A 23,086-nucleotide genomic window follows, 5' to 3' on the forward strand; every position below is an offset into this window, starting at 1 on the left:
GCCGGGCCCTGGTCGAGCCGCCACAGCAGGAACGCCGCCCCGTGCGCGAGCACCAGCAGCACGTTGGCCACCGCCGTGCACCACACCTGCGGGTCGGCCAGCGGCGCGAGCCCGTGGACGCGGCCGCCGGCGAGCGGGACGCCGTGCAGCAGTACGCCGAACAGCAGCCCCCAGCCGAGGGCCAGGACGAGCCCGGCGGCGGCGATGAGCGCGTCGAAGCCGGCCCGCCACCGGCCGCGGCTGCGCAGCTGGACGCCCGCGTTGAGGGCGAGCAGGGCCAGGACGATCGCGACGACGGCCGGGTAGGCGGCGGCGAACAGCTCGCCGTCCAGGCGCGGGAACGCGGCCGCCATGACGCCGACCGCGCCGACCACCCAGACCTCGTTGCCGAGGAACATCGGGCCGATCGCGTTGAGGGCGGCGCGGCGCTCCCCGTCGCCGCGCAGCGCCGGCAGCAGCATGGCCACGCCCTGGTCGAGCCCGCCGAGCACGAAGTAGGCGACGAAGGTGAAGCCGAGGATGAGGTACCACGCGGTGCTCATGCCGAAACCTCCGCTTCGCTCCGGCCGCGGCCTGAGCCAAACCTGTGCCTACTCATCGCGGCCCCTCCGCTTCGCTCCGGACCGCTCACGCCGAAACCTCCTGCAGGACGGGCCGGGTCTCTTCCTCGTCGGTGCCGAACTCGCCGCCGGGGGTGCGGGCCGCGGCGCGGGCCAGCAGCCACCAGTCGACGACCGCGAGGGCGGCGACGAGCACGGTGAAGCCGAGCGTGGACCAGCGCAGCGCCGAGGCGCTCATCGGCGTCACCGCGTCGGCGGTCTTCAGCAGGCCGTACGCGGCCCACGGCTGCCGGCCCTCCTCCCGCACCATCCAGCCGAAGATCGCGGCGACGAAGGGGACCGGGATCAGGATCGTCAGCAGCCACGACATGGGCCGGGCCCAGCGCCGCCGGATGAGCGTGTCGCGGAAGGTCAGCACCTGCGCCACGAGCAGCAGCAGGAAGAGCAGGTTGGCGATGCCGATCATCGCGTCCAGCGAGGTGACGACCCAGGAGGGCGGCAGGTAGTGGCCCGGCCCGAAGCGGGCCACCATGTCGGCCTGGGCGGCGATGGCCTTCTCGCCGCCGGCCAGCTTGGTGGGCTGGTTGTCGCCGATCGAGCCGAACTGCGCGTAGCCGATGCCGATGGTGAAGAAGCAGCCGATGAGCCCGACCCGGATGCCGAGGCGCAGCGAGCGGCGGAACAGCTCGTGGGCGTCGTCGCGCAGCTCGCCGCGCAGGCGCCACGCGCTGATGCCGGCGAGCAGGATGCCGACCGCGGTCAGGGCCGCCGCGACGGCGTGCACCAGCGCGAACCACAGCGCGCTGTTGCTCAGCAGGGCGCCGAAGTCGGTGAGCCGGGCGATGCCGTCCGCGTCGCGGGCGTACCCGACCGGGTGCTGCAGGAAGGCGTTGCTCACCATGACCCAGAACGCGGACAGCAGCGCGGTCGCGGCGACGCCCCAGATCAGCGCGAGGTGCAGCCACCGGCCCAGCCGGCCCCAGCCGAAGATCCACATGCCCAGGAGGGTCGACTCGAGGACGAACGCGATCAGGGTCTCCAGCGCCAGCGGCGCGCCGAACACGTCGCCGGTGAGCCTCGACAGGCCGGCCCAGTTGAGCCCGATCTCGAACTCCATGACCAGCCCGGAGGCGATGCCGACGGCATAGTTGATCGCGTACAGCAGGCCCCAGAAGCGGGCCATCCTGCCGTACACCTCGTTGCCCGTCACGACGAATCGCGTCTGCATGACCGCGACCAGCACGACCAGCCCGGTCGTGACCATGACGAAGAGGAAGTGCAGGGACGCGGTGAGCCCGAACTGCAGCCGGGCGTACTCAAGGGCGGTCATGCATCACACCACGACATGTACCCAACCAACATGTCGTCACCCTACACGTAGACGGGTACGACAAGAAGCGCCCCCTCGATGGACGAGGGGGCGCTGCGACCGGGCGGTCAGGCCGCGGTGTGCTTCGTGGCCACCCTTGCGAGCTCGACCAGGGCCTGGGCCCGGGCGTACTCCGCGGGGGTGAACGCCGGCGCCGGCCGCCGGACATAGAGGGTGCCGCCGGCCGGGTCCTGCAGCTGCATGCCGGTCGCGGTGTACCCGCCGGCGCCGGTCGAGCTGCCGGCCCGCCAGGAGATGTCGCAGTCGCCGAGCATCGACGCGATCGCCTCCTCGAGGGTGGCCGAGCCGTCGAGGACCTTGGCGGCCAGGGCCAGCACCCGGGTCGGCTCGTCGATCAGCCCGCGCACGTCGGCCGGGGCGATCCACGGGTCCCGGCCGCGGCCGCGCTGCACGGCGTCGACCAGGTCCGCGTGGGTGAGTGCCTCGGGCGCCTCGACGAGGAAGTCGTCGACCGCGCCGGTCTCGGTGGTGTGCACCTGGACGGAGAGGATGTTGACCTTCCGCAGGGCCAGGCTCGCGGTGAGCACCGACAGGAAGCCCGGGCGGTCGTCGACCGTGGCCCGGATGCGCCAGAGTGTCATCCCCGGGACCTCCTGCGGGTGGGGGACTACGCCCCCCATGCGGTTGTGCCGGCGGGAGCGGGGAGCCCGGCAACGGAACACCCCGCCTCACCCGATTCCGCCAAACCGGGCCCCGCCAGCCGGTCCCCGAGCACAGATGCTGTTGCACCGACCAGCTGCGCCAGCCGTTCCACCTCGGATCCGTGAAACGGTGGTGCTCCCGCGTCGCCGTCCGCCCCGCCGCGTCCGACAACAAGGACCAGACCCCCACGCTGGAAAGGCGCGACAGCGAGATGTACGCCGTCAGCAGCGCTCAGAGCGCGGGGCCGGAGTGGTGCGATGTCCACCTGTGGGGGGACATCCGGAGCGCGCCAACTGGCGCAGATCACCGCGTGGCCGGACCAGGCCTGGGCGCGCGCGCCGCCGCCCGCCCAGTCCGATCCGACCTGGATCGCCACCGCCCAGTCCGCGCCGAACAGTGCGGGCGCCGCGTCCACGACCGTCGCCAGGCCGTGTTCGGGGTTCGCCGCCACCTGTCCGATGAGCGCGACCTCGCGGCCACTGCTCGGCTCCGAGAGCTCGGTGCCGCGCCACACACCGTCCACGCGAACGCCTGGGATCGCCGCGAGGCCGGTGAGCACGCGGTCGACCGAGCCCGAGGCCGGCCAGACCACGGTGAAGTCGTCCACCGCACGACCACCGACTCGTTCCAGTACCACCACCGAAACAATGTCGGCGCCGACCACACCCAGCGTCCGGGCAACCTGCCCGAGTGAGCCGGGACGGTCGGGCAGCGCAACCCTCAGCCTGAGTAGCATGTGAGTCGACCTCCCGTTCGTCCTTGGCCAGATGTACGCCGCCGTTGGTGTACGCCTTGCTCTCCGGTACTGATGACCAGGTTGCCTACCGTCCGTTTCCGCGCCGTTTCGCAGCAGTGTCGATGCCGGAACGTTTACCGTCACCCCGAATCGGACATTTACGGGTAAACTTCGTCGCAACGCTTGACAGAGAATGTGTCTCACGCCTGGACTGGCCGCATGACCACCCCGCCCGGTCTCGATCTCGTCCGCCTGCAGCGCTACCTCGACGCCAAGGCGCCCGGCCTGGTCGGCGCGCCGCTGACGGCCGGGCTGGTGGCCGGCGGGCGGTCCAACCTGACGTACATCCTCAATGAGGTCTTCGTCCTTCGCCGGCCCCCGCTCGGGCACGTGCTGGCCACCGCGCACGACATGACCCGCGAGTTCCGGGTGATCTCGGCGCTGGGCCCCACCGCGGTGCCCGTGCCCGAGGCACTGCTGCTGTGCGAGGACGACACGGTGATCGGCGCCCCGTTCTACCTCATGTCCCGCGTCCCCGGCACCGTGCTGCGCCACCGCGACCAGACCGACCCGCTCGGCCCGGACAACCGCCGCAAGATCGCCTTCGCGATGATGGACACCCTGGCCGAGCTGCACACCGTCTCGTACTCAGCGGTCGGCCTCGACGAGTTCGGCCGGCCCGACGGCTTCCTCGAACGGCAGGTCCGCCGCTGGAGCAAGCAGCTGGAGCACTCGCACAGCCGCGACCTGCCGGCCGCCGGCGCCCTGCGCGACCGGCTCGCCGCCAACATCCCGGCCAGCCCGCGAACCGGCATCGTGCACGGCGACTACCGGCTCGACAACCTCCTCATCGACCCGGACACGCTGCGCGTCTCCGCCGTCCTGGACTGGGAGATGGCCACGATCGGCGACCCGCTCACCGATCTGGGGCTGCTGCTGGCGTACTGGAACGTGCTGGACCGCATCAGGACCGGCGGCAACCCGATCGCCGACGGCCTGGGCGCCGCGGCGGGCTTCCCCGGCGGCGACGAGCTGCTGGCCCGCTACGCCCGCTCGGCCCCGATCGGCGACGACCTGCACTGGTACGTCGGCCTGGCCTGCTACAAGCTGGCCGTCGTGCTCGAAGGCATCCACTACCGCTACACCCAGGGCCAGACCGTGGGCGCGGGCTTCGACGAGATCGGGAAGCTCGTCCCGCCCCTGCTCGAAGAGGGCATCGCAGCGACGCGACCGTCGTGAACGTGGCACTGCCGAACTCAACGGAGAGAGCTGATGGACTTCGGTTTCGACGAGCGCACCACCGAGCTGCACGAGAAGCTGACCGACTTCATGGACGAGGAGGTGTACCCCGCCGAGCACACCCTGGAGCGGCAGGTTCCGCTGCTGGAGGACCCCTGGGCCCGCCCCCCGGTCATCGAGGACCTCAAGCGCGCCGCCCGCGAGCGGGGCCTGTGGAACCTCTTCCTCCCCGACCCGGTGCACGGGGCCGGCCTGACCAACCTGCAGTACGCCCCCCTGGCCGAGATCACCGGCCGGAGCCCCCACCTGGCCCCGGAGGCCCTCAACTGCGCCGCCCCCGACACCGGCAACATGGAGGTGCTGGCCCAGTTCGGCTCCCCGGAGCAGCAGGACCGCTGGCTGAAGCCCCTCCTGGAGGGCCAGATCCGCTCGGCCTTCTGCATGACCGAGCCCGACGTGGCCTCCTCCGACGCGACGAACATCGCCACGAGCATCGAGCGCGACGGCGACGACTACGTCATCAACGGCCGCAAGTGGTGGTCCTCGGGCGCCATGAACCCCAACTGCGCCCTCTTCATCGTGATGGGCAAGACCGACCCGACGGCCGAGCGCCACAAGCAACAGACCATGGTCTGCGTACCGCGGGACACCCCCGGCATCACGGTCAGGCGCGGCATGCACGTCTTCGGCTACCCCGACGCCCTGCACGGCGGCCACGCCGAAGTGCTGTTCGACAACGTCCGCGTCCCCGCCGACGCCCTCATCGCCGGCGAGGGCCAGGGCTTCGCCATCGCCCAGGCCCGCCTCGGCCCCGGCCGGATCCACCACTGCATGCGCCTCATCGGCATGGCCGAACGCGCCCTGGAGCTCCTCTGCGGCCGCGTGAGCCAGCGCGTCGCCTTCGGCCGCCCGCTGGCCGAGCAGGGCGTCATCCAGGAGTGGATCGCCGAGTCCCGGGTCCGCATCGAACAGGCCCGCCTGCTCGTGCTGAAGACCGCCTGGCTGATGGACACCGTGGGCAACAGGGGCGCCCACACCGAGATCCAGGCCATCAAGATCGCCGTCCCCTCCACCGCCGAGTGGGTCATCGACAAGGCCATCCAGGCCCACGGCGCCGCGGGCGTCAGCCAGGACACTCCCCTGGCCCACCTGTGGGCGAGCGCCCGCACCCTCCGCCTGGCCGACGGCCCGGACGAGGTCCACCGCGCCTCATTGGCCCGGCGGGAGCTGCGCAAGTACAGCTGACCTTGTCTTCGTCGAGGTGGCGCCTCCTCTTGCCTTGCTCCTACCTTGCGGCAGGCGCCACTTCGAGCATCTGCTCACGCAGCTGCCTGCGCCGAGCGACTCGCTCGGCGCTGTCCCAGGTCGGATCGGCGGCGCGGGCCTTGGCCTTGACGTCCCGCCAGTTCACGGTTCCAGTCATGGCTCCATCCTCCCAAATTCCGTCGACGCGGGCCGGACCGTGCTGCGACGATGCCGGACGTGCCTGCGGACTTCATCTCCGGCGTGGAACTGTCCCGCCGGCTCTATCGCGACGCGGTAGAGCCGCTGCTCGCCCGCCACTTCCCCGGCCTGCCCCACACGGCGGCGCTGATCGGCCCCGGCTCCGAGGTGCTCGGCTTCGACACGGAGCGCTCGACCGACCACGACTGGGGCCCGCGCCTGCAGCTGTTCCTCGCGACTTCCGATGAGGACCTCTTCGGCAAACTCGACGAGTTGCTGAGCTCGCGGCTGCCTCCCACGATCGCCGGCTACCCGACCAGCCTGGTCGCGACCGAGCACGGCACCCGCCACCTGCGGCACACCACCGGACGCGTCCAGCACGGCGTGGTGATCGCCTCGCTCTCCAGCTGGTTGAGCGGCCACCTGGGCTTCGACCCCCTGACCACGATCACCGCGCGGGACTGGCTGGCCACCCCGACGCAGACCTTGGCCGAGGTCACCGCCGGGGCCGTACATCACGACGGCCTGGGACTGCTGCACCCCGCCCGCCAGGCGCTGGCCTGGTACCCCGACGACGTGTGGCGCTACGTGCTGGCCTGCCAGTGGCAGCGCATCAGCCAGGAGGAGGCCTTCGTCGGGCGTTGCGGGGAGGTGGGAGACGAACTCGGCTCGGCCGTCGTGGCCGCCCGGCTGGTTCGCGACCTCATGCGTCTTTGTCTGCTGCTGCATCGGACGTACCCGCCGTACAGCAAGTGGCTCGGCACCGCCTTCGCCCGCCTGCCGGTGGCCGCTCAGCTCACCCCAGCGCTGACCGCCGCCCTCACCGCGGACAACTGGCACGACCGCGAGGCGGCGCTCGTGATCGCTTATGAAGCGGTCGCCGCCCTGCACAACAACCTGGGGTTGACGGCGCCGGTCGATCCGCGGGTCCGGTCCTACCACAACCGGCCCTTCCGCGTGCTGCACGCGGAGCGCTTCGCCCAGGCCCTGCTCGCCGGCATCGACGATCCTGTCCTGCGGGCGCTGCCGGTGACCGGCGCCATCGACCAGTTCGTCGACAGCACCGACGCTCTCAGCCACCGAACTCGTAGCCGCGCGCTCGGCACCGCTTTGTACCCGGACTGATCGGCGTTGTCCGGGGCCTTCTCGCGGCCCCGGAGCGTGGGTCTCGGGCTGGGTGTCGGCTCGGGCTCGATAGATGCGTGCGTGGACGGTACCTTGGCCTGTCATGACGGGGGGCACAATGAACGATCCCGACGGTCCGACCCACGCCGGCGCACGGCTGTGGGCGCAGCAGGCGCTGGCGCGGTTGCGTGCCGAGGCGGCCGCGGAGACACCGGTACCACTACGCCGTTACCCGCTCCCGGCGTCGTGGGGTATCTCGCTGTACTTCCAGGACGAGTCACAGCGTCCCACCGGAAGCCTCAAGCACCGCTTGGTCCGTCGGCTGATAGAAGACGCGGTCGCCCGCGGCGACATCGGCGAAGGAACGACCGTGGTCGAGGCGACGGCGGGCAACACGGCGGTTGCCACCGCCTACTTCGCGGCCGTGCTGGGGCTGCCCTTCGTTGCCGTCGTGCCGGGCAAGACGCCACCGGCGAAACGGGAGCGAATCGAGCGGTACGGTGGCCGCTGCCACCTGTTCGACCCACCCGTCGCCATCTATGACGAGGCCGCCAGGCTCGCGGCGGAACTCGGCGGCCACTACCTCGACCACCTGACTTCGGCGGCGCATGTCGAGGACTGGCGCAGCTTCGAAAGTGTCGGTGCCGCCCTGACCGCCCAGGTGATCACGCACGAGGGCGGGCCGCCCGTGTGGGCCGTGGTGGGTGCCGGCACCGGGACGACCAGCGCGACCCTGGGCCGGCACCTGCGCTATCACGGGTATCCCACGCAACTTGCGGTGGTGGACCCGGAGAACTCTGCCTACTGGCCCAGTTGGGTCACCGGCTATCCGGGATACGGCACCGGGATGCCGTCACGAATCGAAGGCATCGGCCGGCCCCGCGTCGAACCGGCATTCCTGCCCGCGGTCGTCGACCTCATGATCCCCGTACCCGACGCGGCGAGCCTCGCCGCCATGCGCCATCTCGCGGCCACCACCGGCTGGTCAGCCGGCCCGTCGACCGGCACCAATCTCTGGGGTGCCCTGCGCATCGCCCACGGCATGCGCCAGCGCGGTGAAACGGGCAGCATCGCCACCCTGATCTGCGACGGCGCTGCGGCCTACCGCAGCACCTACTACGACGACGCCTGGACCGAGGGGAAGAAGCTCGACCCGAAGCCGTACACCGAGGTGATCGATCGCTTCCTCACGCACGGTGAGTGGACCGAGCCCTGACCGACGCCGAGGAAGCGCTTGGCCGTGCCGACGAGCAGAGCGGTGTACCGCCCAGAGGCGACGGTGCCATCGGCCGCTCTGAACCAGATTGTGGCTGCGACCGGGTTTGGGTGACTCCACACGGAGTCGGCGGAGAGCGAAACAACCAGTGCCTGCGGGAGCAGCGGTCCGGAGCCCGACGGACCGGAGACTAGTGGCGCAACAGGCCACCGATCGGGACTGGATCAACGTGGCCGCTCGCCGGCTTGCTGCGGTACATGTTCAACGCGATGTCGATGATGACGGCTCGTTCGAGTTGTGGGACGTCGGAGATCTGGACCCAGGCGGCGAGGTCCGTGGAGCCGCCGGTCTCGTGGCGAAGTTCGCCTCCCGCAATGGCAACGCTGTAGAAGACGCCCACGCTGTGCAGCTCGCCTCCGGTCGGGCCTGCCCAGTCCACGTGCCGGCTTCGGGAGTCGACACCGAGAAGGTTCGTGACCTTGACGATGTAGCCGGTCTCTTCGGCGACCTCTCGGACAACCGCGTCGTAGGGGTCCTCGGCGTGCTCAACCTTGCCACCCGGCAAGGTCCAGTGCCGTTGTGCCTGGTCTGGTGACACGTACCGGGCCAGCAGTATCCGGTCGTCGTTGACGCACACCGCATAGGCCGCGAGGCGAAGGAGCTGCGAAGTCACGGGTGGCGACTCTAGGCCAACCGTGAAGCGTCAGATACGACAATTCTGTCAACCACCAGGTAGCGCAGCGCGGCCAGTGGCCGCTTCGCCGCCCCGGTGCCAGTGAGACGAAGCGCAGCACGGCGGTTCGCGTCGCGGCGTTGGACGCGAACCCTTGATGCGAACAAGGTCGGGACGGCTCTCGGGCCTGGTCATCAGCTCGCATTGGTATGCCGAACTGCCAGTCTGGCAGTAGTTGGCAGTTGAGCTGGGGCGCCAGACAGTGCGTTTGAAGCGTAACCAGTCACGCGCTTCCATGTGCCTAACGAGCTTTGCCGCTGCACTCCTCCGGCCACCAGAGCCTGCCCCCTGACACACGGGTCGAAGCGGCGTACAATTTGTTGTACGTCAGTCTTTGGGGGTCCGGTGCGCACCGTCAGTTACTCAGAGCTCCGGCAGAACCTTGCCAAGGTCCTCGACCAGGTCGTGGACGACGCCGAAGAGGTGGTGGTTACGCGGTCCGGCCATGAGGCCGCGGTCATCATCTCGTTGCGCGAGTACGAGTCCTTGAAGGAGACGGCCTACCTGATGGCCAGCCCCGCCAACGCGCGCCGGTTGCACGAGGCCATCGAAGAACTGCGCGCCGGCGGCGGCGAGGTACACGACCTGATCGACCCGGACGGCAACGCGGACGCCGCGTGAAGGTCCAGTTCGCCTCTCGCGGGTGGGAGGACTACCCGAGCTGGCAGCAAGACCGCCAGATGCTCCGGCGGGTCAACACGCTGATAGAGGACATCCGCCGCAACGGCCACCAGGGCATCGGCAAGCCGGAGCAGCTCCGCGGCAACTGGGCCGGCTTCTGGTCGCGCCGCATCGACCAGGAACACCGCCTGGTGTACCGGATCGTCGACAACACCATCCAGATCGTGCAGTGCCGCTACCACTACGAGTAGCACTCCACCTCGCTTCAGGCCGCCTCCGCATACCCGTCGTCGACCTTCCGGGGAACAGGCCGGCGGCGGGGCTGCACTCGTGAGCACGAACCCCGTATGTGAGGCAGCGGGCCGGCCGTGGAGAACAGTGCCGGCCCGCGACAACGACGACGGTCAGGGGGTTGGGGGGTAGTCCGGGTCGTAGGCGGCCGGCGGGGGCAGTTCGTCCGGTTCCTCGGTGAAGCGGTCTTGGGCCGCCTGGATGGCCTTCGGGGCCGCGGCGGCGATCGCCCAGCCCACCGCCACCCCGCCCAGCGCGGCCACCGCGATCCAGCCCCACGGCGCGCGCCGGCGGCGGCCGGACAGGGCGTCCAGGGCCCGGTTGGCTCGCTTCCAGGCCTCGGTGCCCGCCGCGCCGACCCGGTCCGACGCCGTGTGCACCCGGTCCGAGGCCGTGTTGTAGGCCGAGCCGAAGCGGTGCGATGCGGCGTCGTAGCGGTCCGAGGCCGCGAAGCCGGACGCGCGGTCGCGGACCGTGCCGCCGAAGGCCCTGGCGCTGTCCAGAGCCGAGACCAGGTGGTCCCAGGCCTCCTCGGCCACGCGCTCGGCGCGGTGCTTGCGTCGCTTCCACTGTGCACTCATCGAATGAGCCACCTCCTCCGTTGTTGCGGTGCCCTGCACGGTGAAAACGCAAACTACGCGGACTCGCGGCGGACCAGGTGGGTCTCCACCATCACCGAGGAGGAAGCGGCGCCGGCGATGCGGGCGATCAGCAGGCGGGCCATCTCGCGGCCCATGGCCTCGACGGGCTGGTGGACGGTGGTCAGCGGCGGGTCGGTCTGGCGGGCGATGGCGATGTCGTCGAAGCCGACGAGGGCCACGTCGTGCGGGACGCGCTTGCCGAGGGAGCGCAGGGCGCGCAGGGCGCCGACGGCCATCAGGTCGGAGGCGGCGAAGACCGCGTCGATCGAGGGGTCGGCGGCCAGCAGCTCGTGGATCGCGCGCTCGCCGCTGGCCTCGGAGAAGTCGCCGTACGCGATCAGGCGCTCGTCGACGCCCAGGCCGGCGCGCTCCAGCGCCTCCCGGTAACCCGTGAGGCGGGAGACGCCAGCGGCCATGTCCTGGGGGCCGGCGACGGTGGCGATGCGGCGGCGCTGGCGATCGAGCAGGTGCCCGACGGCGAGGCGGGCGCCGCCCTCGTTGTCGGCGTCGACGTACGACAACTGCGACAGCTGCGCCGTGAAGTTCAGCTGCTCGTCGTCGGCCAGCATCTGGGCCGGGCGGCCGCCGAGCACGACCGGGAGGCCGCGGCGCTCCAGCAGCAGCGGCAGGGGGTCGGCGTCGTGCAGGGAGAGCAGCATGACGCCGTCGACGTGCTGGCTGGTCAGGTGGTGCTCGACCCGCTGGCGCTCGGCCGGGGACTGGGCCATGGCCAGCCACAGCTGTAGCTGGGTGTCGGCCAGGGCGGAGCTGATGCCGCGCACGATGCCGGCGAAGAACGGCTCGCCGAAGACCCGCTCCTCGGACTCCGACACGACGAGCGCGACGGAGTCGGTGCGCTGAGTGACGAGGGCGCGGGCAGCGCGGTTGGGCACGTACCCCAGCTCGTCGATCGCCTTCTGGACCGCGGCGCGGGCCCCCGGGCTCACCTGGGGGGAGCCGTTGACGACGCGTGAGACGGTGCCGCGGCCGACGCCGGCGCGGAGGGCGACCTCGTCGAGCGTGGGCCGGCCGGCGGAGCGCGGGCGGCCCGGGGACGGGATGTTCACGCCTCATTGTGCGCACATCCCGTCAGCAAGCCACCCGTCGGCCGTACGATCTTTGCCAAGGAATCGTCATTATCACCTCAACGGTGGCGCCGGCGGGCGCGAGCGGCAGGATGTCATCCGAATCTGCAACCGCACCATCGACGGTCAGTGACCCGGCCCCGCGCCGCGCCGTGATCCGGTGGGTGGCCCCGCGGAAGCGGCGGACCACCGTGAAGCAGGGTCGGGCGGCGCACGCTACCCGGCCAGGCCGTTGCGCTCGATGACCTGGCGGTACCGGTGCCCGCTGGCCTTGATGGTGCGCTCCTGGGTGGCGTAGTCCACCGCGATAATGCCGAAGCGCTTCGAGTAACCCCACGCCCATTCGAAGTTGTCCAGCAGCGACCAGGCGAAGTAGCCCTCGAGCGGCGCGCCCTGGGCGATCGCGGCCCGGGCCGCCCGGAAGTGGGCGTCGAAGTAGGCGACCCGGTCGGCATCGTCGATGGCGCCATCGGTACCGCGGGAGTCGGCGTACGCCGCCCCGTTCTCGGTGACGTAGAGCGGGACGCGCGGGTAGTCGGTCGCCACCCGCACGAGGGTCTCGGTGAGCCCGGGCGCGTCGACCTCCCAGTCCATGTCGGTGACCGGCACGCCGGGCCGCTTGACGAAGCGCACGCCCTCGCTGCCGGGCCAGGACGTGGGGGCCCGCCAGTAGGGCTCGGCGGGCACGTCCGGGTCGGGCGCGGCGACCACGTGCCGGCTGTAGTAGTTGATGCCGAGCAGGTCCAGCGGGGTGGAGATGGTCCGCAGGTCGCCGTCGCGGACGAAGCCGAAGTCGCTGATGCCGGCCAGGTCGCGCCGCACGTCGTCGGGGTAGGCACCGCGCAGTACCGGATCCAGGAAAATGCGGTTGGCCAGGCCGTCGATGCGCCGTGCGGCCTCGATGTCGCCCGGGTTGGCGGGGTCGGCCGGGGAGATCGCGTAGAGGTTCAGCGTGATGCCGAGCTGTAGCTCTGCGCTACCCGCCGCGCGGATGGCGCGGGTCGCCTCGCCGTGGCCGAGCAGCAGGTGGTGCATCGCGGCGAGCGCGTCGGGGGCGTGCTGGCGGCCGGGGGCGTGCACGCCGGAGGCGTAGCCCAGGAACGCCGAGCACCACGGCTCGTTGAAGGTGGTCCAGTGCCGGACCCGGTCGCCGAGCGCGCCGTGCACCAGCGCGGCGTACTCGGCGAACCGGGCGGCGGTGTCGCGCGCCGGCCAGCCGCCGACGTCCTCGAGCTCCTGCGGCAGGTCCCAGTGGTAGAGCGTGACCCACGGGGTGATGCCGCGCTCCAGCAGTTCGTCCACGAGCCGCCGGTAGAAGTCGAGTCCCCGCTGGTGCATCGGCCCGCTGCCGCCCGGCTGCACGCGGGGCCACGCGATGGAGAACCGGTAGGCCCCGAGGCCCAGGTCCGCCATGAGCGCGACGTCCTCGCGGTAGCGGTGGTAGTGGTCGCACGCCTCGTCGCCGGTGTCGCCGTTGTGGGTCCGCCCGGGGGTGTGGCTGAACGTGTCCCAGATGGACGGTGTGCGGCCGTCCTCGGCGACCGCCCCCTCGATCTGGTACGACGCGGTCGCCGCCCCCCAGGTGAAGCCGGGTGGGAACGTCAGCGGGTCGATGATGCTCACGCCTTGACCGAACCTTCCATGATGCCGCCGATGATCTGGCGGCCGAATGCGATGAACACGATGAGCAGCGGCACGATCGCCAGGGCTGTCCCGGTAAACACTTGCACGTAGTCGGTCTTGTAGTAGCCGGTCGCCAGAATGTTCAGCGAGACCTGCACGGTCGGCGTGTCACCGTTGAGCACCACGTAGGGCCACAGGAAGTCGTTCCAGGTCTCCATGAACGTCAGCAGGCCGAGCACGGCCGCCGCCGGGCGAAGCGCCGGGAGCACGATGCTCCAGTACGTCCGCCAGGTGGAGGCGCCGTCCATCCGGGCCGCCTCGATCAGCTCGTCGCTGACCGCCGACTCGGCGTACTGCCGGATCATGAACACGCCGAAGCCCTTGACCAGGAAGGGCACGATGACCGCCGGCAGCGTGTTGGTCCAGCCGAGCTTCACCATGAGCAGGTACAGCGGGATGATGTTGACCTGCGTCGGGATCATCATCGTCAGGATGATGACGAGCAGCAGCGCGTGCCTGCCGCGGAACTTGAGCTTGGCGAACGCGAAGCCGGCCAGAGTGGAGAAGAACACCACCGACAGCGTCACGCAGCCCGCGACGATGGCCGAGTTGACCAGGCCGTAGACGAAGTTGGCGTCGGTGTTCTCCAGCACCCGCCGGGCGTTGGCGAAGAAGTTCGGGCCGGGGGTCAGCGGCGGCGGGATCGCCGTCACCGCGGAGTTGTCGCGCGAGGCGACGATGAACGACCACACGATCGGGAAGATCGACAGCACGATCGCGATGATCAGGCCGAGGTACGTCAGCGGGCTGGCCTCCCACAGCGCCGCCGAGGCGCTGCGGGCCCGGCGCGGCTTCTTCGCCGGCCCCTGCGCGGCGCGCGGCGGGGCGGTCCGGGTCATCGTGCTCATGAGGTGGTCCCCCGAACCGAGCGGCGCACCAGCAGGAAGTTCACCAGCGCGAAGATCAGGATGATGAGGAACAGCAGCCACGAGATCGCGGCGCCCTTGCCGACGTTGAAGTTGTTCATGAACGTGGTCTCGTAGATGTACATCGCCACGGTCTGGAACTCGTTGAGCGAGCCGCCCTGGATCCGGCCGTAGTTGAACAGCAGCGGCTCGGTGAACAGCTGCATGCCGCCGATGGTGGAGATGATCACCGTGAACAGGATCGTGGGCTGGATGAGCGGCACCGTGATCCGCCAGAAGCGGCGCAACGCCGAGGCCCCGTCGAGGGCGGCCGACTCATAGAGCTCCTTCGGGATCGCCTGCATCGCGGCCAGGTAGATCAGCGCGTTGTAGCCGGTCCAGCGCCAGTCGACCATGAACGCGATGGCCGTCCAGGACGACCAGCGGTGGTTGCGCCACTCGACCGGGTCGAAGCCGATGCTGTGGATGAGCCAGTTCGCGAGGCCGTAGCGGTCGGCGAAGATGAGCCCGAAGACGATGCCGACGGCGGCGACCGACGTGATGTTGGGGATCAGCACGCCCATGCGGATGAGCGTGCGGGCGGGCATCTTCTTGTTCAGCCAGCTGGCGATCATCAGGGCCAGGATCAGCTGCGGCACCGTGGAGACGATGAACAGGCCGAACGTGTTGCCGATGACCTTCCAGAAGTGCTCGTCCTGCAGCACCTTCGAGTAATTCTCGAGGCCGGCGAAGCCCGCGTCGCCACCCGTCAGGGTGTTCTTGCGCAGCGACAGCACCGCCGTGTACACGAGCGGGTACGCCCCGAACACCGCGAACAGCAGGAAGAAGGGGGCGACGAACAGGTAGGGCGTGATTGGGCTCCGCCGCGGCGGCGTCACGGGGTCCCGTCGCCCGTGACGAGGCCGGCCGGCCTCGACGTTGGTGGTCATGGGTGGTGGTCCTTCTTCCGAAGCCGGCAGGCGGGAGCGGCGATGGACGCCGCTCCCGCCCGGTTACCGATCAGCCCTCGGCCAGCGCCTTGCTGTCCTTGACGGCCTTGTCCCAGCCCGCCTGGGCGCTCAGCTTGCCCTGCTCGGCGGCCTGCATGGCCGGCTCGAACGCGTTCTCCCACAGGGCCTGGTGCTTCGGGCCGAGGTAGATCGGCTTCAGGTCCTTCGCGGCGCCGGCGTAGATCTTGCCGACGGGGGCGTTGTTGAAGTACTCGTTCGTCGCGTCGGCGACGGCCGGGTCGGCCAGGGCCGAGACCGACGACGGCAGCGGGCCTGCCTCCTTGAAGGCGTCGATGCCACCCTGCTTGCCGGTCAGGAACGTGATGAGCTCGAACGCGGCCTGCTTGTGCCTGCTCTGCTCCGGGATCGCGAGGTAGGACCCGCCCCAGTTGCCGCCCTTGCCGGGGATGGTGGCGATGTCCCACATGTTCTTGCCGGCGTCGCCGGCGCGCTCCTTGATCACACCGGTGTACCACGGCGGGCACGGCACGGTCGCGAACGCGGCGTTCTTGAACGCGGCGTCCCAGTCCGCCTGCCAGCGGGCCAGCTTCGCGGTCAGGCCCTTGCCGGCCAGGTCCATGCCCAGGTCGTAGGCCTTCCGCACGGCCGGGTTGGTGTCGCCGATGTACTTGTCGCTCGTGTCGTAGAACCAGGTGTCGCCGTTCTGCATGATGTACGGCTGCATGATCGACGTCGCCGAGTCGATCCAGGCCGCGCCGGTGTTCTTCGCCTTGAAGGTCTCGCCCTGCCTGACGTACTCCTCCCACGTCGGCCACAGCTTGCCGACCTCGTCGCGGGCCGTCGGCAGGCCGGCCTTGGCGAACAGATCGGTGCGGTAGCACATCGCGAGGGGGCCGACGTCGGTGCCGAGGCCGACGAGCTTCTTGCCGTCCGCGGTGAAGGCGTTCTTCCACTTGAAGGACAGGTACTCGCGCTCCAGCGACGAGGCGCCGAGGTCGAGCAGGTTGGCGAAGCCCTTGTGGTCCTTCAGGTACTGCAGCAGCATGCCCTCTTCGAGCATGACCACGTCGCTCGCGCCGCTGCCGGCCGAGATCTGCTGGGCGAGCTTCGGCACGAAGTCCTTGGTCTGGCCCTCGTTCTTGACGTCGACCTTGATGTTCGGGTTCGCCGCCTCGAAGTCCTTGACCGCCTGGGTGAAGCCGGGCGTACCGAAATAGGACAGCGAGACGGTGACCGGCCCGCCGGTGCTGCCGTCGGAGCCGGCGCTGTCCTTCTTGGCACTGCAGGCGCCGATGCCGAGCGCGAGCCCGACGGTCAGCGCGGCCACGGCGACGGATCGCGTGCGGCGCGAGGTAAAGCTCATCCTGACCCCTCTCTCAAGGTCGTGATGGTGTGGTGGGTGTGGGCAGGGTGCAGCGCCGCCGGGGGTCTGGCGGTCACGCGGATCGATGCCCCAGTCGACTGCGGGAGCGCTCCCATGAGACTGGCTCGCCATGAGCGATGTGTCAATGCGACTATGGGAGCGTTCCCATTTCGTTACCGCACGGTTGCTCGGGCGGTTTTCGCAGGCCTACAGACCGCCTCAGGTCATCCGGCGCAGCAGCGTGGTGCGCGGGCCCGGGTCGAAGGCTGCCGGGTCGAAGGCGCGGCCGAGCCACGCGTGCATCGCGGCGTGCTCGGGGTGGTACGGGTCGGCGTAGGCGGCGAGGAACGCGCGGTAGCCGCCGGGGCCGCCCACGTCGTCGGGCGGGCAGGCGCGCTCGCCGCCGGCGCAGGCGGGGTAGCGCATCCCGGGATCGGCCGGCGCGACGTCCTCCACGGCGACGTCGTGCTCCCACCAGTCGCCGAAGTCGTAGGTGTACCGAAGGCGGGATCCCTTGACGGCGACGGAGTCCAGCCGCGCGTCGAGCTCGTCGCGGACCTCCAGCAGGCCGTCGGGGTCCGGCACGCCGTACTGCACCCCGTCGGCCTCGAACACGTGCAGGTGCCGGTCACCCCAGCCCATGGCCAGCTGGATCACCCGGTGCAGGCGGTCCAGGGTGAACGCGCCGGGCACGAGGACCCGCCGCCAGACGGGCGGGTCGACGCCGTCCAGCGCGATCCTCAGCTGGTAGATCATGCGAGCCATGGTGGTGACATTGTTGACCGGCGGGGCCGGTTGGCGCAGCCTGAAACGGTGATCTGTCAAGCGTGCCGGGACAAACGGCATGCCGAGTGCCGCGGCGGCAACTGGTGTGACTGCCAGCACCGCGAGCCCGAGCCTACGCCGCCGGTGACGGGGCCACCCGGCGAGTAGGGTCGTCGGGTGCAGCTGCTGCGACCCGGTGCCGAAGACGTCGACCTCGCCGACCTGTACCGCACGCCAGACCAACCCTGGCTGCGGCTGAACTTCGTGTCCAGCCTCGACGGGGCCGGGCACGTGGACGGCAAGAGCGAGCCGCTGTCGGGGCCGGCCGACAAGCGGGTCTTCGGCGTGCTGCGGATGCTGTGCGACGCCCTGCTCGTCGGCGCCGGCACCGTGCGCGAGGAGGACTACCACGCGCTGCGGCTCGACGAGCAGCGCCGGGCCTGGCGGGTGCGGCGCGGGATGCGCGAGTACCCGACCCTGGTCATCGTCTCGGCCCGCTGCGACCTCGACCCGCGCCACCGGGTGTTCGCCGAGGCGCCCGTCCGCCCGATCGTCGTCACCCGCGCGCACGCCTCGCCCGGCCCCCTCGCGGAGGTGGCCGACATCGTCACGGCCGGCGACGCCGAGGTGGATCTCCCCGCCGCCGTCGCCCAGCTGCGTGCGCGGGGGCTCGCCCAGATCCTCAGCGAGGGCGGGCCGCGCCTGTTCGGGTCGCTCACCGCGGCGGGGCTCGTCGACGAGCTGTGCCTCACCCTGTCGCCGCTGCTGGCCGGCCCGGGCGCCGACCGGATCACGACCGGGGCGCCGCTTGACGCACCCCAGAGCCTAACTCTGCGTCACGCCATGCTGGACGAAGGGTTGCTCTTCCTGCGCTACTCGCGATAGTCCACACACCCGTCCACAGGCCTGTGGAAAACCCGCCCACAGCCTGTGGACAACGGCGGTTTTGTCCGGGTTCGTGGGCGTGAATGGGGCACTCATCTATCCACCGGTGGCGTGGTGCCTTCGCTCCCGGGCCGCCGTTGGGGCAGGATGCAGAGGCGAACACGTGTACTGGGGGTCCACAGCATGGAGGAAGAATCCGCCGCCTCGGCCGGGCCGGTGGTCGGGCGGGTGCTCGGCACCGCCGACGCGACGCCGCTGACCTTCTGGGTCGCCGTGGAGGAAGGCGCCTACCTCCAGCTCGACGACGTCGTCGTCACGGAGCGTGACCTCCCCGGGCACGACCCCGTGACCATCGCCGGCGTGGTGACCGCGGTCCGCGCCCGGCACGAGGGGGTGGCGTTCGACTCCGACGTCTTCCTCGTCGCCGACGGCACGCTCCCGGCCACCATCCAGGAGGCCGCGGAGATCACCACCACCCGGGTCGACCCCGAGGTCTACGTCCCGCCGACCCCGGGCGCGCTGGTGCACCGCGCCCAAGGCGACGCCCGGGCCGGCGCGCTGTACTTCGACCGCATGGAGCGCACCGTGCCGATGGGCTTCGGCCGCGACGGCGCCCCCATGTTCCTCAACGCCGACTTCCTCGACGGCTCCCGCGGCGCGCACGTCTCCATCTCCGGCATCTCCGGGGTGGCCACGAAGACCAGCTTCGCCACGTTCCTGCTGTACTCCGTCTTCCGCTCGGGCGTGCTGGGCGGGGCCGGCGAGACCGCCAACACCCGCGCGCTCATCTTCAACGTCAAGGGCGAGGACCTGCTGTTCCTCGACCACCCCAACGCGCGCCTGGACCGGGCCACCGAGGACGCCTACGCGCGGCTGGGCCTGGTCGCCGGGCCCTTCCCGGACGTGCGCGTCTACGCACCGCCGCGGGCCGGCGACTCCTCCGGCACCCCGGACGTGAGCAGCCGGCTCAGCGGCGTCGACGCGTTCTACTGGACCCTCGCGGAGTTCTGCGGGGACCGGTTGCTGCCGTACGTGTTCGCCGACGCCGACGACGAGCGGCAGCAGTACACGATGGTGGTCCACTCCGTGACCGCGCACCTGGCGAGGATCGCCCAGCCGGCCGAGGGCGGGGTGGCGATCGACGGCGTGCGCATCAACTCCTACGCCGACCTGGTCGACCACCTCGTCGAGCAGCTCAACGACGACGCCACCCGCGGCGCGTGGGCCGGCAGCGCGGTCGGCCTCGGCACCGTCAACGCCTTCGCCCGCCGGCTCATCGGCAGCAAGAAGGACCTCTCCCGGCTCATCCGCGGCGACCTGGCCACCCGCAAGCCGCACCAGATCAACACCGCCGAGTCGGCCCAGGTCACCGTCGTCGACCTGCACAACCTGCCGGACCGGGCGCAGCGCTTCGTGGTCGGCGTGACGCTGCGCACCGAGTTCGAGCGCAAGGAGAAGGCCGGCACCGCCAAGCCGCTGCTGTTCGTGGTGCTCGACGAGCTCAACAAGTACGCGCCGCGCGAGGGGGCCAGCCCGATCAAGGAGGTGCTGCTCGACATCGCCGAGCGGGGCCGCTCCCTGGGCGTGGTGCTCATCGGGGCCCAGCAGACCGCGAGCGAGGTCGAGCGGCGCATCGTGGCCAACTCGGCGATCCGCGTGGTCGGGCGGCTCGACCCGGCCGAGGCGTCGCGCCCGGAGTACGGCTTCCTCCCCCCGGCCCAGCGCCAGCGCGCGCTGCTGGCCAAGCCCGGCACCATGTTCGTGTCGCAGCCGGAGATCCCCGTGCCGCTGTGCATCGAGTTCCCGTTCCCGTCCTGGGCCACCCGCCCCGCCGAGGCCGGCCCGCCACCCAGCTCGACGCTGCGCTCCATCGCCCAGCACGCCACCGACCCCTTCGCGGTGGTGGCCCGAGTCGGCGCCGGCGGCGTCTCCGACGACGACATCCCGTTCTAGGAGTTGGCTTTGCGGATTCTGCACACCTCGGACTGGCACGTCGGCAAGGTCCTCAAAGGACAGTCGCGGGCCGCCGACCACATCGCCGCGCTGCGGGCCCTCGTCGACGTGGCGGTGGCCGAGCGGCCCGACCTGGTGATCGTGGCCGGGGACCTCTACGACACGGCGACCCCCAACGCGGAGTCCACGCTCATCGTCACCCGCGGCCTGTCCGCGCTGCGCAAGACCGGCGCCGACGTGGTGGTGATCGGCGGCAACCACGACAACGGCCGCGCCCTCGACGCGCTGCGGCCGTGGGCCGACGCCGCCGGGATCACCATCCGCGGCGCGATCGGCAAGCCCGAGGAGCACCTGCTGTCCGGCACCACCCGCGACGGCGAGCAGTGGCGCCTCGTCGCGCTGCCGTTCCTGTCCCAGCGCTACGCCGTGCGGGCCAGCGAGATGTTCGACCTGTCCGCGGCCGAGATCACCCAGTCCTACGCCGGCTACGTCGGCGACCTCATCGCCCGGCTCGCGCAGGGTTTCGGCGCGGACACCGTGAACCTGCTGACCGCGCACCTCACCGTCATCGGCGCCACGATGGGCGGCGGCGAGCGGGAGGCCCACACGATCATGGGCTACGCCGTGCCGGCCACCGTCTTCCCCTCCTCCGTGCACTACGCGGCGCTTGGGCACCTGCACCGCGCCCAGTCGGTCAGCGGCCCCTGCCCGATCCGCTACAGCGGCAGCCCGCTGCCCATCGACTTCGGCGAGGAGGAGAACTTCGCCTCCGCCGCGATCGTCGACGTCACCGCGGCGACCGCGGCCCGGGTGCGGGAGCTGCCGCTGCCGGTGATCACCCCCCTGCGCACCGTGCGGGGGACCCTCGAGCAGCTGGCGACGCTGGACACCGGCGAGGCGTGGCTGCGGGTGTACGTCCAGGAGGCGCCCCGCGCCGGACTGCGCGAGGAGGTGCAGGCGCTGCTGCCGAAGGCCCTCGAGGTGCGCATCGACCCGAAGCTGATGCCCGGCCCGGGCGCCGGCCGGACCGAGCACGCGCGGGCCGGGCGCTCGGCCGGCGAGCTCTTCGCCGACTACCTCGGCCAGCGCGGGCACGCCGACGAGGCCACCGTGGCCCTGTTCCACCGGCTGCACGACGAGGTGACGCACGCATGAGGCCCATCCGCCTGGACCTGGACGGCTTCACGGTGTTCCGCGAGCCGACCACGGTGGACTTCACCGACACGGACTTCTTCGCGCTGGTCGGGCCGACCGGCTCCGGCAAGTCCACGGTCCTCGACGCCATCTGTTTCGCGTTGTACGGCACGGTGCCGCGCTGGGGCGACCGCCGCGCCATCGCCAACGCGCTCGCCCCGTCGGCCGCCGAGGCACGGGTGCGGCTGGTGTTCGAATCGGCCGGGGTCCGCTACGTGCTGACCCGCGTCGTGCGGCGCGACGCCAAGGGGTCGGTCACCACCAAGCACGCCGGCCTGGAGGCGCTCGCCCCCGGGCTCGACCTCGGCAAGCTGGAGTTCGGGCTGGAGGCCGACGACGTCGCGGAGGTCCTGGCGGGCACGCCGAGCGAGGTCGACGAGGCGGTGCTGACCGTCATCGGGCTGCCGTACGAGCAGTTCACCAAGTGCGTGGTGCTCCCGCAGGGCGAGTTCGCGGCGTTCCTGCACGCCAAGCCGGCCGAGCGGCAGAAGATCCTGGTCAACCTGCTCGGCCTGGACGTCTACGGCCGCATCCGGGAGCGCGCGGCCGCGGAGGGCGCCACCGCCGACGCCCGGCTCAAGGTCCTCGAGGAGCAGCTCGCGGCCCTCGCGGACGTCGACGACGACGCCCTGGCCGCCGCGACCGCGCGGGTCGCCGCGCTGCGGGCGCTGGCCGAGGCCGTCGACCGGTTCGCGCCGCAGCTGGCCGACGCCGGCCGGCTCGCCCAGTCGGCCGCCGCCACCCTGGCCACGCTGGACGCGGAGATCGCCCGGCTGGCCGCGGTGAGCGTGCCCGGCGAGGCGGCCGGGCCGGCCGCAGCGGCCGCGACCGCGCACGCCGCCGTCGCCGACACGCTGGAGGCCGCCCGGGCCGCCGAGGAGCGCGAGGAGAAGCTGCGCGGCGAGCTGACCGCGGCCGGCGACGCGGCGGCCCTGCGCCGCCTGCTGGACCGCCACGCGGAGCGCGCCCGGCTGACCGCGGAGTCCGCGTCGGTCGACTCGGCGGTGGCCGCCGCGGCCCACGATCACGAGAAGGCCGCCCAGGCCCTCACCCTGGCCCGGTCCGACGCTTCCGCCGCGCTGCGGGCGCTGGAGGCGGCCAGGGAGGCCTACCAGGCCGCGGTGGCCGCGGACCGGGCTGTCGCGTTGCGGCCCCACCTGCGGGTCGGCGACGCCTGCCCGGTCTGCACGCAGACCGTGCACGAGCTGCCGACGGTGCCGCACGAGCCGGCCGTCGCCGCCGCCGAGGCCGCCGGCAAGGCCGCCCGCAAGCGCAGCGAGGCCGCCGACCGGGTCGTGGAGGAGCGCGACCGCGCCGCCCGCGAGCTGGACCGGGCCCTCGCCACCGCCCGGGCCCACGCCGAGCAGATCGGCCGCCGCGCCAGCGAGCTGGACCGGGAGCTGCACGGGGCGCCCCCGCCGGAGGCGCTGCAGCGCGACCTCGACGGCATCGCGAAGCTCACCAAGGGCCTGGAGAGGGCCGGCGCCGAGGTGCGCAAGGCCCGCGAGGCCCACCGCACCGCGACCGGCGCCGCCTCCCGGGCCGAGGAGCGGCTGCGGGCCGCCTGGCGGGCCTTCGACGCCGCCCGCGACGGCCTCGCCGCCTTCGCCCCTCCCCCGGCCAACCGCGACGACCTCGCCGACGCCTGGTCCACCCTGCACGGCTGGGCCACCGGCGAGGCGGGCCGCCGCCGCGCGGGCCGGCC

General features: G+C 71.5%; 23 protein-coding genes. 10 read left to right on the forward strand and 13 right to left on the reverse strand.

The genetic code is table 11. The features are described 5' to 3' along the window. The 4 genes from AB0M46_RS45500 to AB0M46_RS45515 all read right to left on the reverse strand — a co-directional run. On the reverse strand, window positions 1-542 hold a 542-nt coding region (locus AB0M46_RS45500; protein WP_363346825.1), incomplete at its 3' end, for a cytochrome d ubiquinol oxidase subunit II. Between the two features lie 85 nt (window positions 543-627). Then, complete coding sequence (locus tag AB0M46_RS45505) at window positions 628-1,890, reverse strand: cytochrome ubiquinol oxidase subunit I (RefSeq protein ID WP_363346827.1); 1,263 nt, start codon at window positions 1,888-1,890, stop codon at window positions 628-630. A gap of 107 nt (window positions 1,891-1,997) precedes the next feature. Then, window positions 1,998-2,531, reverse strand: coding sequence for a hypothetical protein (locus AB0M46_RS45510; RefSeq protein ID WP_363346829.1), 534 nt, complete (start codon window positions 2,529-2,531; stop codon window positions 1,998-2,000). Window positions 2,532-2,557: 26 nt separating this feature from the next. Further along, window positions 2,558-3,328, reverse strand: coding sequence for an amino acid-binding protein (locus AB0M46_RS45515; RefSeq protein ID WP_363346831.1), 771 nt, complete (start codon window positions 3,326-3,328; stop codon window positions 2,558-2,560). Window positions 3,329-3,547: 219 nt separating this feature from the next. Here AB0M46_RS45515 and AB0M46_RS45520 point away from each other — a divergent pair, with 219 nt between their 5' ends. Both AB0M46_RS45520 and AB0M46_RS45525 read left to right on the forward strand, forming a co-directional pair. Then, entirely contained in the window at window positions 3,548-4,567 is a 1,020-nt protein-coding gene (locus tag AB0M46_RS45520) for a phosphotransferase family protein (RefSeq protein ID WP_363346833.1), read from the forward strand. A 33-nt stretch (window positions 4,568-4,600) separates the two neighbouring features. Next, complete coding sequence (locus tag AB0M46_RS45525; RefSeq protein WP_363346835.1) at window positions 4,601-5,812, forward strand: acyl-CoA dehydrogenase family protein; 1,212 nt, start codon at window positions 4,601-4,603, stop codon at window positions 5,810-5,812. Between the two features lie 40 nt (window positions 5,813-5,852). On the opposite strand, the gene AB0M46_RS45530 is transcribed toward AB0M46_RS45525, so the two are convergent. Further along, complete coding sequence (locus tag AB0M46_RS45530) at window positions 5,853-5,990, reverse strand: hypothetical protein (protein ID WP_363346837.1); 138 nt, start codon at window positions 5,988-5,990, stop codon at window positions 5,853-5,855. Window positions 5,991-6,049: 59 nt separating this feature from the next. Here AB0M46_RS45530 and AB0M46_RS45535 point away from each other — a divergent pair, with 59 nt between their 5' ends. Together AB0M46_RS45535 and AB0M46_RS45540 are read left to right on the forward strand one after the other, a co-directional pair. Continuing rightward, window positions 6,050-7,135 carry a DUF4037 domain-containing protein gene (locus tag AB0M46_RS45535; RefSeq protein ID WP_363346839.1) on the forward strand — a complete coding sequence of 362 codons (1,086 nt, stop codon included), beginning with the start codon at window positions 6,050-6,052 and terminating at the stop codon, window positions 7,133-7,135. Window positions 7,136-7,208: 73 nt separating this feature from the next. Then, a complete protein-coding gene (locus tag AB0M46_RS45540) occupies window positions 7,209-8,351 on the forward strand; it encodes a pyridoxal-phosphate dependent enzyme (RefSeq protein WP_363346842.1) in 1,143 nt (380 codons plus the stop codon). Between the two features lie 190 nt (window positions 8,352-8,541). Here the strand turns inward: AB0M46_RS45540 and AB0M46_RS45545 are convergent, their stop codons facing one another. Beyond that, window positions 8,542-9,024 (reverse strand): NUDIX hydrolase, encoded by a 483-nt coding sequence (locus tag AB0M46_RS45545; protein ID WP_363346844.1) that lies wholly within the window; start codon window positions 9,022-9,024, stop codon window positions 8,542-8,544. A 405-nt stretch (window positions 9,025-9,429) separates the two neighbouring features. On the opposite strand from AB0M46_RS45545, the gene AB0M46_RS45550 reads away from it, so the two are divergent. Both AB0M46_RS45550 and AB0M46_RS45555 read left to right on the forward strand, forming a co-directional pair. Further along, window positions 9,430-9,705: a type II toxin-antitoxin system prevent-host-death family antitoxin gene (locus AB0M46_RS45550; protein ID WP_363346846.1), complete on the forward strand. Its 276-nt coding sequence runs from the start codon at window positions 9,430-9,432 to the stop codon at window positions 9,703-9,705. Further along, window positions 9,702-9,956 (forward strand): Txe/YoeB family addiction module toxin, encoded by a 255-nt coding sequence (locus AB0M46_RS45555; RefSeq protein ID WP_363346848.1) that lies wholly within the window; start codon window positions 9,702-9,704, stop codon window positions 9,954-9,956. Before AB0M46_RS45550 ends, AB0M46_RS45555 begins: the two co-directional genes overlap by 4 nt. 153 nt (window positions 9,957-10,109) lie before the next feature. Here the strand turns inward: AB0M46_RS45555 and AB0M46_RS45560 are convergent, their stop codons facing one another. The 7 genes from AB0M46_RS45560 to AB0M46_RS45590 form a co-directional block, all read right to left on the reverse strand. Then, window positions 10,110-10,577: a hypothetical protein gene (locus AB0M46_RS45560; protein ID WP_363346850.1), complete on the reverse strand. Its 468-nt coding sequence runs from the start codon at window positions 10,575-10,577 to the stop codon at window positions 10,110-10,112. Between the two features lie 53 nt (window positions 10,578-10,630). Next, complete coding sequence (locus tag AB0M46_RS45565; protein WP_363346870.1) at window positions 10,631-11,698, reverse strand: LacI family DNA-binding transcriptional regulator; 1,068 nt, start codon at window positions 11,696-11,698, stop codon at window positions 10,631-10,633. Window positions 11,699-11,938: 240 nt separating this feature from the next. Beyond that, complete coding sequence (locus AB0M46_RS45570) at window positions 11,939-13,345, reverse strand: GH1 family beta-glucosidase (RefSeq protein ID WP_363346852.1); 1,407 nt, start codon at window positions 13,343-13,345, stop codon at window positions 11,939-11,941. Further along, the gene (locus AB0M46_RS45575) at window positions 13,342-14,253 is read right to left on the reverse strand and encodes a carbohydrate ABC transporter permease (RefSeq protein ID WP_363346854.1); all 912 of its coding nucleotides are present in this window, start codon (window positions 14,251-14,253) and stop codon (window positions 13,342-13,344) included. Before AB0M46_RS45575 ends, AB0M46_RS45570 begins: the two co-directional genes overlap by 4 nt. After that, window positions 14,250-15,200: a sugar ABC transporter permease gene (locus AB0M46_RS45580; RefSeq protein WP_363346856.1), complete on the reverse strand. Its 951-nt coding sequence runs from the start codon at window positions 15,198-15,200 to the stop codon at window positions 14,250-14,252. Before AB0M46_RS45580 ends, AB0M46_RS45575 begins: the two co-directional genes overlap by 4 nt. A gap of 70 nt (window positions 15,201-15,270) precedes the next feature. After that, complete coding sequence (locus AB0M46_RS45585; protein ID WP_363346858.1) at window positions 15,271-16,584, reverse strand: extracellular solute-binding protein; 1,314 nt, start codon at window positions 16,582-16,584, stop codon at window positions 15,271-15,273. A 219-nt stretch (window positions 16,585-16,803) separates the two neighbouring features. Beyond that, window positions 16,804-17,349 (reverse strand): plasmid pRiA4b ORF-3 family protein, encoded by a 546-nt coding sequence (locus tag AB0M46_RS45590; protein WP_363346860.1) that lies wholly within the window; start codon window positions 17,347-17,349, stop codon window positions 16,804-16,806. 177 nt (window positions 17,350-17,526) lie between these two features. Between AB0M46_RS45590 and AB0M46_RS45595 the strand changes: the two genes are divergently transcribed. From AB0M46_RS45595 to AB0M46_RS45610, 4 genes are all read left to right on the forward strand, one after another. Next, a complete protein-coding gene (locus tag AB0M46_RS45595) occupies window positions 17,527-18,234 on the forward strand; it encodes a pyrimidine reductase family protein (protein WP_363346862.1) in 708 nt (235 codons plus the stop codon). A gap of 183 nt (window positions 18,235-18,417) precedes the next feature. Beyond that, window positions 18,418-20,187: an ATP-binding protein gene (locus tag AB0M46_RS45600; RefSeq protein ID WP_363346864.1), complete on the forward strand. Its 1,770-nt coding sequence runs from the start codon at window positions 18,418-18,420 to the stop codon at window positions 20,185-20,187. A gap of 9 nt (window positions 20,188-20,196) precedes the next feature. Beyond that, entirely contained in the window at window positions 20,197-21,342 is a 1,146-nt protein-coding gene (locus AB0M46_RS45605; RefSeq protein ID WP_363346866.1) for an exonuclease SbcCD subunit D, read from the forward strand. Continuing rightward, window positions 21,339-23,086, forward strand: a 1,748-nt coding sequence (locus AB0M46_RS45610) for an SMC family ATPase (RefSeq protein WP_363346868.1), incomplete at its 3' end; no start/stop codon positions are given. The genes AB0M46_RS45605 and AB0M46_RS45610, both read left to right, overlap by 4 nt.

Source organism: Dactylosporangium sp. NPDC051485 (assembly GCF_040682015.1).
Classification (GTDB): domain Bacteria; phylum Actinomycetota; class Actinomycetes; order Mycobacteriales; family Micromonosporaceae; genus Dactylosporangium.

What these genes read in the sequence shown, in the direction of transcription:
- AB0M46_RS45525 (WP_363346835.1), top strand. Translation starts at nt 4,601, where the DNA reads ATGGACTTCGGTTTCGACGAGCGCACCACCGAGCTGCACGAGAAGCTG.
- AB0M46_RS45580 (WP_363346856.1), bottom strand. Translation starts at nt 15,200, where the DNA reads ATGACCACCAACGTCGAGGCCGGCCGGCCTCGTCACGGGCGACGGGAC.
- AB0M46_RS45530 (WP_363346837.1), bottom strand. Translation starts at nt 5,990, where the DNA reads ATGACTGGAACCGTGAACTGGCGGGACGTCAAGGCCAAGGCCCGCGCC.
- AB0M46_RS45510 (WP_363346829.1), bottom strand. Translation starts at nt 2,531, where the DNA reads ATGACACTCTGGCGCATCCGGGCCACGGTCGACGACCGCCCGGGCTTC.
- AB0M46_RS45520 (WP_363346833.1), top strand. Translation starts at nt 3,548, where the DNA reads ATGACCACCCCGCCCGGTCTCGATCTCGTCCGCCTGCAGCGCTACCTC.
- AB0M46_RS45540 (WP_363346842.1), top strand. Translation starts at nt 7,209, where the DNA reads ATGCGTGCGTGGACGGTACCTTGGCCTGTCATGACGGGGGGCACAATG.
- AB0M46_RS45600 (WP_363346864.1), top strand. Translation starts at nt 18,418, where the DNA reads ATGGAGGAAGAATCCGCCGCCTCGGCCGGGCCGGTGGTCGGGCGGGTG.
- AB0M46_RS45515 (WP_363346831.1), bottom strand. Translation starts at nt 3,328, where the DNA reads ATGCTACTCAGGCTGAGGGTTGCGCTGCCCGACCGTCCCGGCTCACTC.
- AB0M46_RS45505 (WP_363346827.1), bottom strand. Translation starts at nt 1,890, where the DNA reads ATGACCGCCCTTGAGTACGCCCGGCTGCAGTTCGGGCTCACCGCGTCC.
- AB0M46_RS45590 (WP_363346860.1), bottom strand. Translation starts at nt 17,349, where the DNA reads ATGGCTCGCATGATCTACCAGCTGAGGATCGCGCTGGACGGCGTCGAC.
- AB0M46_RS45575 (WP_363346854.1), bottom strand. Translation starts at nt 14,253, where the DNA reads ATGAGCACGATGACCCGGACCGCCCCGCCGCGCGCCGCGCAGGGGCCG.
- AB0M46_RS45585 (WP_363346858.1), bottom strand. Translation starts at nt 16,584, where the DNA reads ATGAGCTTTACCTCGCGCCGCACGCGATCCGTCGCCGTGGCCGCGCTG.
- AB0M46_RS45560 (WP_363346850.1), bottom strand. Translation starts at nt 10,577, where the DNA reads ATGAGTGCACAGTGGAAGCGACGCAAGCACCGCGCCGAGCGCGTGGCC.